3 protein-coding genes and 1 tRNA gene are annotated in these 1,618 nt (G+C 74.0%); 3 read left to right on the top strand and 1 reads right to left on the bottom strand.

Annotation, left to right across the window (positions count from 1 at the left end; genetic code table 11):
- Positions 1-133 precede the first annotated feature (133 nt).
- Complete coding sequence (locus tag GTW08_RS12125) at positions 134-610, bottom strand: acyl-CoA thioesterase (RefSeq protein ID WP_073577814.1); 477 nt, start codon at positions 608-610, stop codon at positions 134-136.
- A 264-nt stretch (positions 611-874) separates the two neighbouring features.
- Between GTW08_RS12125 and GTW08_RS12120 the strand changes: the two genes are divergently transcribed.
- The 3 genes from GTW08_RS12120 to GTW08_RS12110 all read left to right on the top strand — a co-directional run.
- On the top strand, positions 875-1,267 hold the full coding sequence (locus GTW08_RS12120; protein WP_043280132.1) for an STAS domain-containing protein: 393 nt from the start codon (positions 875-877) through the stop codon (positions 1,265-1,267).
- Positions 1,268-1,273: 6 nt separating this feature from the next.
- Positions 1,274-1,366, top strand: a tRNA-Sec gene (locus tag GTW08_RS12115).
- 43 nt (positions 1,367-1,409) lie between these two features.
- A partial coding sequence (locus GTW08_RS12110) for a hypothetical protein (RefSeq protein ID WP_161151930.1) occupies positions 1,410-1,618 on the top strand: 209 nt, incomplete at its 3' end.

Below are 1,618 nucleotides of genomic sequence, written 5' to 3'. Positions count from 1 at the left end.
GCCCCCGGGCCGCAGGACACCGGGGGGTACCGGGCCGTCCCCGCCCGCACCGGTGGCCCGTACGGCGCCGGCCCCGCCCGGCGCGGCTGAGCCGCCCGCAGGTCCGCGGCGACGACCCTCCGCCACGACCGCGCTAGGACGTGCTGACGTCCGGACCCGGCCCCAGCAGGGCCGGGTCCGACGATGCGGCGACGAGCCTGCCGTGCGGGTCGGCGACCAGCCGTCGCGTCGTGGTGTCGAGGACCCCGAGGGTGCACTCCACCTCGGCCGCGAGATCGTCCGTGCGAGCCCCGTCGGCCGCGGCCACCCGGACGATCCGGTGACTCATCGTGAACGGTTTGCGCGCCGTGAACGCGATCACCGAGTCGATCCGCAGTTCGTCGCCGGCGCGCAGCTCGGCCCGGAAGTGCACCGTCGTCGACAGCAGCACGATCGTCAGACCGTGAGCGCCGAGCGCGTGCTGGGACAGCCCGGCGGCACGGAAGTGCTCCATCCGGGCGTGCTCGCCGTACTGGTGGTAGACGGCATGGTTGACGTGCCCGTTCACGTCCATCTCGTAGCTGCGGACACCGATCCGGACCCCGAACGGCGGAGACTGCTCGACGCTCATGCTCCACACCCTGCCAGCCGGGCCGGACCACCCCGGGCAGCGCGCCCGACCGTGTCCCGGGACGTTTGTGCCACCTGCGACCGCGGTCGTAGGGTGGGTGACCGCGCTGACTAGGCTGGTGCGGAGGCAGCACGAGCGGTACGTCAAGCAACGGCGGCCGGTTGTCACTCACGGTGACGTCGATGGCGCGTCCGGGAACGGACCACGAGCACGTCGACGTCGCCGACGGCGCCGACGGCGACGACTCGCGAGGGAGCACGACACATGAGCAGTGAGACGCCCACCGGGGTGGGGGGAGACCAGGGCCCCGACGTCGGCGAGGTCGTCCGCTTCGAGGTGACCGAGCACGGTGACGGCGCCGTCGTCGTCGGAGTGCACGGCGAGATCGACACGATGACCGCGCCCGTGCTGAGCGAACGACTCGCCGAGCGGATCGGCTCCGCGAGCCTGCTGGTGGTGGACCTGACCCGGGTCACGTTCCTCGGGTCGGCCGGGCTGGCGGCGCTCGTCGAGGGCAAGGAGAAGGCGGAGAACGCCGGCAGCCGGCTGCGGCTGGTCTGTGGCTCGCACGCCGTCACCCGCGCGCTCGAGGCGACCAACCTGATGTCCCTGTTCGACGTGGCCGACGGCGTGCCGGAGGCGCTCCGCACGGCCTGACGACCCGGAGGCGTATGGGTGCCTGGTGGCCCCCGCGGTCTTCAACACCGACGTGGCCGAGCATCTCGGCCAGGCGGGTTCGATTCCCGTCCGCCTCCGCCGACCACCGCCCCCGACGACCGGGAGGACGAGCCCCACCGCGATGAGCATCCTGCACCTGGACGAGCTGTCCCCCACCTCGGGTGACGGCCCATCCGGCGTGCCGGAGCTCGCGGCCGCGGTACGCGAGGGGCGGCTGAGCGCGGCCACCGTCGCCGAGCGGCTCCTCGCCACCTCCGACGAGGCGGTCCCCGTGGGCGCCGGGCTGGTGGTGGACCCCGGGCCGCTGCGCGCGGCCGCCGCGGCGCTCGA

Source organism: Pseudonocardia sp. SID8383 (assembly GCF_009864975.1).
Lineage (GTDB): Bacteria > Actinomycetota > Actinomycetes > Mycobacteriales > Pseudonocardiaceae > Pseudonocardia > Pseudonocardia alni.
Note: the sequence above shows the minus strand (reverse complement) of the source record. Positions and strands in the feature narration are given on the sequence as shown.